Source organism: Mucilaginibacter sp. (assembly GCF_036383575.1).
Classification (GTDB): Bacteria; Bacteroidota; Bacteroidia; order Sphingobacteriales; family Sphingobacteriaceae; genus Mucilaginibacter.
In genome coordinates, this window is the sequence record NZ_DASVOB010000769.1 from 1 (window position 1) to 8228 (window position 8228).

Sequence of the window (8228 nt, forward strand, 5' to 3'; positions counted from 1 at the left end):
CTGCGCATTATATCTCAGCCATACAGGCTCAAAATCCCGATGGGCCATATGCGTTGGCTGGCTACTCATTTGGTGGCATTATAGCTTTTGAAATGGCCAAACAACTGGAAGCTCAAGGCAAAAAAGTTAAAATGCTGGCCATGTTTGATACTTATGCCTATCGGTCGCCATTTTTTGATCCTTGGTTGACTATGCAAACTAAACGCGCTAAGTTCTTTTTACGTAAACTAAAATACAACCTGCTTACCGGCGAAGGGCTTTCGCAAAACATTGCAGGTAAAACAAAAAACATTAAACGACATGCAACCAGACTTTTATGGCGTTTAAAGAAAGACGAACAGCAGGAGGGTTTTTTTGGCTACTCAAACAAAATAGATGAGACGAACCAGCAAGCCGAACGTAACTACCAGCTGAAACCTTCTGACATTTCAATTGAATTGTTCAGGGCTAATACACATACTTTTTATATGGATGACTTTGAATACCTGGGCTGGCGGCCTTACGCTTTAAAGGGTATCAACGTGCATCCTATCCCCGGCGAACATAACTCTATATTTAAAGCACCAAACGATAAGATCTTTGCAAAAATTTTGCAAAATTGCCTCGATGAAGCTGCTAAAAAATAAGGTATGGGTATAGTAAACATTGAAATACAGTATCTTGATACTGTTGAATGGCTGCAGAATGCAAAGCCCAATGTTACTATTGACGCTAATGTTGATGTTTGGCGGATAAAAATTGCCAATCATCTCACGCTTATCGGGCAGCTTGTAAAGCTATTATTACCCGATGAAGTAAAGCGAGCAGAACGGTATTACCAGGAAAAAGACCGGCGACGTTTTATTGTTAGCCGTGCTGCGCTAAGAACTATTTTAGGCCAATATTTGGATCAAAAGCCCGAAGACATTCGTTTTGAAATTGGCCCTAATAAAAAACCTTTTGTAAAAACTACCGGAACTGCTATTAATTACAATACATCCCATTCTGACGAGTGGGTAACCATCGCTGTATCAAAAACCGCAGTTGGTATCGATACAGAAAAAATCGACCATTTATTCGCCTATAAAGAGATCCTTGCTGATAATTTCAGTGAAGATGAGATCAGTTTCATCAACCAAAGTGATTCGGCAGAAAAGTTTATCCTGCTGTGGACGCGTAAAGAGGCTATAACAAAACTTACAAGCCAGGGATTAGATGAGCGGCTTAAAGATATCCCATCGCTGAATGGCAATCATCTGGTAAACAGTAATATCATCAATTCATCTAAAGGAATAAAGCTTTTAAGCTTTAAGCTTGATAACGGTAATTTAGCCACCTTAGCTTATGAAAGCGAAAATGTTATGGCCATTCAATTTCATGACATTGACCTCACTTCGCTTTAAATAAGCCGTATTTGAGGATACAATAAATAGCCCTTACGCCATCCTTCCATCCTATCTTCTTACCCTCTTCATAAGTACGGCCGTAGTATGAAATACCCACCTCATAGATCCTGATACGGGGCACGCGTGCAATTTTCTGCGTAACCTCTGGCTCAAAGCCAAAGCGTTTTTCGGTAAGTTTTATGGATTGAATAAGTTTGGTGTTAAATAACTTATAGCACGTTTCCATATCAGTAAGGTTAAGATTGGAAAACCAATTGGAGGCAAAGGTTAACCACCTGTTACCGATGGTATGCCAAAAAAACAGGATGCGGTGAGGATTGCTCCCCATAAACCGCGAACCATAAACCACATCGGCAAAACCGGCTACTACAGGTTTTAGCAGGTCATTATATTCCGCAGGATCATATTCAAGGTCAGCATCCTGGATAATGAGGTAATCGCCGGTAGCTTTAGAGATGCCGGTATGCAAAGCTGCTCCCTTACCCTTATTTATTTCATGTTTAAAGTACTGGATATTAACATCGGGGTTACCAAGCTTGTATTTATAAATGGCTGCCTCAGTATCATCCTTTGAGCAATCATTTACAATAATCACTTCTTTTTCGATATCATTGACAAGGCTTACCTCCTTAATTTTATCCAAAATCAGATGTATGGTATTACCTTCGTTATAAGCCGGGATGATAATTGATAATTTTTGTATTGTCATTTATTGTATTATTGCCTGGTAGATTTTTGCCACAATTATAGTTGTATAAACCTAAACCGGAGTAATATTTTTATATTTAATAATGCAATTTGTGCTAAAACGAGCAAAAAGTTATTTAAAAAAGCCAAAAGTAATAGTCTCACTTTTCTTTTTGTTTGTTTTAACCCTCATATTCTGGTTTTGTTTGCCAAAACCCTTATTTAATAGCCCAACATCCTATGTAATTGATGATGATCAGGGCCAATTGCTTGGCGCATCTATAGCAAACGACGGGCAATGGCGCTTTCCTTACAATGCCGACGTACCCGAGAAATTTAAGCAATGCATTATTACTTTTGAAGATAAACGCTTTGAGCACCATCCCGGGTTTGACATTGTTGCCTTTGGTCGTGCTATCAAACAAAACCTTAATTCGAAAAAAGTAAGCAGTGGCGGCAGCACCATTACCATGCAGGTAATTCGCCTGGCTACCAAACATAAACGCAACATCTGGAATAAGCTGAAAGAGATTTTCATGGCCATGCGTCTTGAGGTAACCTATAGCAAAAGTGAAATACTGGCTTTATATACCAGCAACGCCCCGTTTGGTACCAATGTTATTGGATTGGACGCGGCATCGTGGCGATATTTTGGTCGCAGCCCGGATAAACTTTCTTGGGGTGAAATGGCAGCTATGGCTGTTTTACCTAACTCACCTTCGCTGGTGCACCCCGGCAGGAACAGGGCCATCCTGCTCCGCAAACGAAATTCATTATTGGATAAACTACATAAAGCAGGCATTATTGACAGCACAACAGCGGCCCTTGCCCGACTTGAACCTGTCCCCGACAGACCGATGCCCCTGCCCCAATTTGCCCCACACCTGTTACAGCGTTTTAAAGCCGATCATCAGGCCAAACCAGATGGCGATACACGGATCACCAGCAGCATTAAATCATCGCTTCAACAGCAGGTAAATGACATCCTGGAGCAGCATCACAGTTTATTAAAGGCCAATGATATCAATAATATAGCCGCTATTGTACTTGATGTGGAAACCGGTGCCACCCTTGCCTATGCCGGCAATATAGCCCATCGTGAAGACCCGCAAATGGAAAGCGATGTTGACGTAATTGATGCCCCGCGAAGCCCGGGCAGTACTTTAAAGCCATTGCTTTATGCAGCGATGTTGCACGATGGGTTGATATTGCCCAACAGTCTGATGCCCGATGTGCCAACCATGATAGCAGGTTATCATCCAGAAAACTTTGATCTGGGCTATGATGGCGCGGTGCCTGCTTCACGGGCCTTATCCCGTTCACTGAATGTGCCTGCAGTTAAAATGCTGCAGCAGTACAAATATGAGCGATTTTATGACTTTTTGCATAAGGCAGGCATCACAACATTAACCAAACCAGCAGATCATTATGGTTTGTCGTTAATTTTAGGGGGAGGCGAAAATACCCTTTGGGAATTGAGCGGCGCATATGCCGATATGGCGCGTGTGCTTAATCATTACAATAAAAATAATGGCAAATATGATCCTGCCGATTTTCATAACCCTGTTTATGAAGAGAAAGCGGGTGCTAAACCTGCTGTTGAAAAATCGGGCTTGCTGGATGCTGCTTCCATTTATTATACCTTCCAGGCTATGGAGGAAGTAATGCGGCCGGGTGAAGAAATGCTTTGGCAGCAATTCAGCTCAAGTCAGCGGGTGGCCTGGAAAACCGGTACAAGCTTTGGCTTTCGTGATGGCTGGGCTATTGGCGTTACACCTAAATATGTGGTTGGCGTTTGGGTTGGCAATACCGATGGTGAAGGCCGGCCGGGTTTAACGGGGATCAATACAGCGGCCCCTGCCCTGTTCGAGATCTTCAGGCTGCTGCCCGTATCGCGCGACTGGTTTGAGATGCCCATGGGCGAAATGGTAAAAATAAATGTGTGCAGGCAAAGCGGCTATCGTGCCGGGCAATACTGTCAGGGCGTTGACGAGCAGTATGTACCAAAAAGTGGTTTAAAAGCCCCCGTTTGTCCATACCATCAATTGGTGCATTTATCTGCCGATGCCAAATGGCAGGTAAACGGCAACTGTGAACCACCGGGTAACATCCTCAATAAAAGCTGGTTTGTGCTGCCCCCATCAATGGAATATTATTACAAAGCCAGAAACTATCAATACCATGTACTTCCGCCTTTTCGTCCGGATTGCGCCCAGGCAGAAAACGGAAATGCGATGGAAGTGATCTACCCTAAAAATGGCGCTAAAATATATGTTCCTCTTGAAGCGGATGGTACACGCGGCCGGATGATCTGTAATGCAGCCCATCGCCAGCCTGGCATGAAGATCTTTTGGCATTTAGATGATCAGTACGTTGGCGAAACCAAAGACTTTCATCAGATGGCTTTAAATCCACCTCCGGGCAAACACATCCTCACTTTGGTTGATGGCAACGGCAATACCATTAGTACAGGGTTTGAAGTGTTGAAGAAATAATTTAATAAAAATCTTGCTCCCACCCAACGTTTGCGGTAATTGATACGATGATGTAATAAAATCATAAATCAATTAAAATGAAAAACTTAACCTATGCCATGGTGGCCCTGTTACTGACTTTTTTTATTGTTTCCAGCTGTACAAAAAAAAATGACGCAATCAGCGACACCAAAATCGCGGCCAACAAAAATGCCTTAAAAACATCCGGTGATACTATCGTAAAGACGCCTCCCGACACGGCTCAACTTGTTGCCTTAACCGGTGATAAGATCACATTAGCGCCCGGATATTATCAAAATGCAGCGGGCGATAGTGTGGGCATTTCGTTTAATGCGGTTACAACTAACCGGTATTGCTCAAACGGCTTGCTGAAATTCCATAACACGCTGGATGCAAACAACAATTTCTTTATTGATTTCCTTAATGTACAGGAGCCCTTGGTTTGCCACGGAACCGGCGATATCCCGATAGCTGCTTCGGTACGCTTTCAAAGAAGTTACCTTACAAACGGAAGCCATCCATTAAAAGTAACACTTAACGGTACAACCTATACCGGCAATATTGTTATATCCGCGAGTACCATCGTTTTCGACTGGAATTACTCGTCGGGCGTAGTCATTTCACCTAACACCTTAACACGTTAACACCAGTTCAATCAAAATCAGTCATATCTGCTTGTTGCAGCAAGTTGATATGGCTGATTTTTCCTGATTATTATTAAAGCTGAAAACAATTTGAAAAAAAATCTACATTTTACCCAACGTTTGATGAATTGTATCCGAAGATGTAGTTACAATCATTTAAACGTGATTTTTTTTAATGAACCTAAGCAAGAAGCAAACCGAGAAGCTGGTAAAAGGGTGTATCAATAACGACCGAACGGCGCAGGAAACCTTGTACAAATTATTTTATGCCGAGATGCTTCGCGTATGTTATAGTTATGTCCCTGATAAAGAGTTGGCCAAAGAGGCTTTTAACAGCGGGTTCCTGAAAGTATTCCAATCCATAAACAATTTTGATATTGAAAAAGGCGAATTAGGTGGATGGATCAGGAAAATCATGATCTATACTTCAATAGATCTGTGCCGGAAAGAATTAAAATTCAATACAGTAAGTTTAGATGTACAGGAGCATGATGATTATTTCATCTCTCCATCTGCCTTGGAAAAGATTTATTTTGAAGAGATCCTGCAAAGCATCCGCACCCTACCCTTTGCTACACAAACGGTTTTCAACCTCTCGGTACTCGACGGGTTTACACATAAAGAAATAGGCGAACAATTAAACATAAGCGAAGGTACATCCCGCTGGCACCTGGCCGAAGGAAAGAGAAAATTAAGGGAGCTGCTGGAACCAGGCTACATTCAGTCGAAAGAAAGGAGTGAAATAAAACGATGAAAGATTTATTTAAAGACCCCGATCTTTGGCGGCAAAAACGCGGCGAGCTACCGGTTGATTCCGAACCGCAAAGCGGATGGCAGGAAATGCAATCGATCCTTGACAAGCATTTGCCTATTTTGCCTTTAGCGTCTGCCCCACATGTGTCTAAGGTTGCAAAAATCATAAAAGTTGTCAAGGCGATGAAAGCCACCTCAATATTAATAGCTTCATTAACTGTTGCTACCGTTGGTGGAACCGCTATTTATTTAGTTAAAACCGGATTGCATAAAAAAGCGCCTCATCATCAGCATAAAAGCCGCAACCATGTTATGGGCAAAGACAGCCTATTGGATTCATTAACTGCAAGTTCACCAAACTTAAACGACAGCGTTGATATTTTGCGCGATAGCGTAAACGGTTTGTACGCTCAAAAAAATGGGGAGGAATTGTCTTCAAATAAGAACGGTAGCATTAATAACCCCACAAAAAACACCCCGACAAGAAATAGCAACAAAAGTAAAACCGTTGGATCGTTCCCCGTCTCAGCGGCAAATAATCAGCAGACTGCTTCAATCCCACAAAAGGGCAATGGTAATATTATAAAAGGCATTTCGGCCGGCAACGCCCGGTATAACAACGGCGGTTCTGTACCTCCGGGGAGGCATCAAAACAACAAACAGTTTGGCTTGGCCGGGAACCCAACCACCGCACAGCGGAGCTTAAACAATAGCGTAGATTCAGCAACAAAAAGCGGCTTCCCAAATGATCAAACCCTGCAAAATGAGAGTACCACGGGCAGTACATTAACTCTTTCGGCCAATAATACCCAATCGTGGCAATTAACGGGGATAAATAATAATACATTCATCCATCCCCTGGTATTTGCGAATCAACCGCTATCAAAATTTGTAATAGGAAACTATTATTACAGCGGGTTGCGCTCTGCAGCTACTAACAAGAGCTCGAATAGTAAAAACAAAACAGGTAAAAACCGATCAACAACAAGCGGCAAAACCAAAGGGGCTAACTCCCTGGGCAGGTCACTATCTGTAGCGTTTGCTAATACCGACTGGGGGATATTGCTTGGTGCTAATTCGTCCGGAAGTTTTACACCAAGTGCTCAAAATAGTAATTTCTATGGCCGTTTCCCGGTTGATATTTATGCTGGCTTATTTGCCACTTATCATTTAAACAGCAAATGGGCTATAAACGCGCAGGTAAGGCTTTTAACACCGCTTAACTTCAGTGGCTCCTATACTAACGAAAACAGCGGGGTTGATTCTGCAAAACTTGTTAAGGTGACAGATTCGAGGAAGGCCTATTTTGTAAGTATTCCGGTACATGCTGTATATAAGATTACCAACAACATTAGCGTAAAAGGAGGACCGGTTATTAATATACCAGTTAAGCAGGTCAACGGGGCCACAAACGTCCGGCGACTAACCGACAATATAGATACCATTTTTTTAGCCAATACGGTTAATCAATTGAAAGCAACCCGGTATGATCAAAAGATAAACCTTGGTTTATCTGGCGGTATCAGCTTTCAATTTAACCGGTTAAGTCTTGAGGCTTTATATCAAAAAAGCCTTGGCGGCTATAATGTAACCTCGGGCTTTGGGAATTATAAAAACAGTCCGGGAACGGTTCAGATTAGCGTAGGTTTTAAGCTCAATGGTTTAAAGCATCATTAAAATACCATATTTGAAAATTAGCATAGCACACAAAGCCGCACCTACACTTAAAATAAAAACTATCATTATCTTGCTTCCATAATTTTTAACTGGATGCTTGAACAGTACGACCTGCATAACATACTGATAATTGATATTGAAACGGTACCGCAATATAGCAGCCATGATCAACTGCCCGAAAACCTGCAGGCTTTATGGGATATCAAAACCCAGTACCAACGCAAGGATGAGCTCGCCGAAACGTATTACGAACGTGCAGGCATCTGGGCCGAGTTTGGTAAAATAGTTTGCATTTCGGCAGGGATCTTTACCGCCGGGAAAAATATCGGGTTACGGGTAAAGTCGTTCGCATCACATGACGAAAAGGAGTTGCTTACCAAGTTCTCCAACCTACTGTTCAGTCAGCCAGCCAATCTTATTTTATGCGCCCATAATGGTAAGGAGTTTGATTTTCCTTACATCTGCCGAAGATTGCTTGTCAATGGCATTCCTTTTCCTCCACAACTGCAAATAGCCGGTAAAAAACCATGGGAAGTTATTCATATGATTGTGGACCAGAATTGTTGATTGATGTTACAGGGATAAAA

Annotated in this window: 8 protein-coding genes; 7 read left to right on the forward strand and 1 reads right to left on the reverse strand. The window is 42.3% G+C overall.

The window, feature by feature from the left end; all coding sequences use genetic code 11:
• On the forward strand, positions 1 to 626 hold a 626-nt coding region (locus VF500_RS27335; protein WP_330862700.1), incomplete at its 5' end, for a thioesterase domain-containing protein.
• Positions 627 to 629: 3 nt separating this feature from the next.
• Complete coding sequence (locus tag VF500_RS27340; RefSeq protein WP_330862701.1) at positions 630 to 1382, forward strand: 4'-phosphopantetheinyl transferase family protein; 753 nt, start codon at positions 630 to 632, stop codon at positions 1380 to 1382.
• Here the strand turns inward: VF500_RS27340 and VF500_RS27345 are convergent.
• Positions 1369 to 2094, reverse strand: coding sequence for a glycosyltransferase family 2 protein (locus tag VF500_RS27345; protein ID WP_330862702.1), 726 nt, complete (start codon positions 2092 to 2094; stop codon positions 1369 to 1371). The genes VF500_RS27340 and VF500_RS27345 overlap by 14 nt on opposite strands.
• 184 nt (positions 2095 to 2278) lie before the next feature.
• On the opposite strand from VF500_RS27345, the gene pbpC reads away from it, so the two are divergent.
• From pbpC to VF500_RS27370, 5 genes are all read left to right on the forward strand, one after another.
• Positions 2279 to 4567 carry a penicillin-binding protein 1C gene (pbpC, locus tag VF500_RS27350; RefSeq protein ID WP_330862703.1) on the forward strand — a complete coding sequence of 763 codons (2289 nt, stop codon included), beginning with the start codon at positions 2279 to 2281 and terminating at the stop codon, positions 4565 to 4567.
• 77 nt (positions 4568 to 4644) lie between these two features.
• Entirely contained in the window at positions 4645 to 5211 is a 567-nt protein-coding gene (locus VF500_RS27355) for a hypothetical protein (RefSeq protein ID WP_330862704.1), read from the forward strand.
• 175 nt (positions 5212 to 5386) lie between these two features.
• A complete protein-coding gene (locus VF500_RS27360; protein ID WP_330862705.1) occupies positions 5387 to 5965 on the forward strand; it encodes a sigma-70 family RNA polymerase sigma factor in 579 nt (192 codons plus the stop codon).
• Positions 5962 to 7641 (forward strand): outer membrane beta-barrel protein, encoded by a 1680-nt coding sequence (locus VF500_RS27365; protein ID WP_330862706.1) that lies wholly within the window; start codon positions 5962 to 5964, stop codon positions 7639 to 7641. Before VF500_RS27360 ends, VF500_RS27365 begins: the two co-directional genes overlap by 4 nt.
• A 93-nt stretch (positions 7642 to 7734) precedes the next feature.
• On the forward strand, positions 7735 to 8208 hold the full coding sequence (locus tag VF500_RS27370) for a 3'-5' exonuclease (protein WP_330862707.1): 474 nt from the start codon (positions 7735 to 7737) through the stop codon (positions 8206 to 8208).
• Positions 8209 to 8228 lie beyond the last annotated feature (20 nt).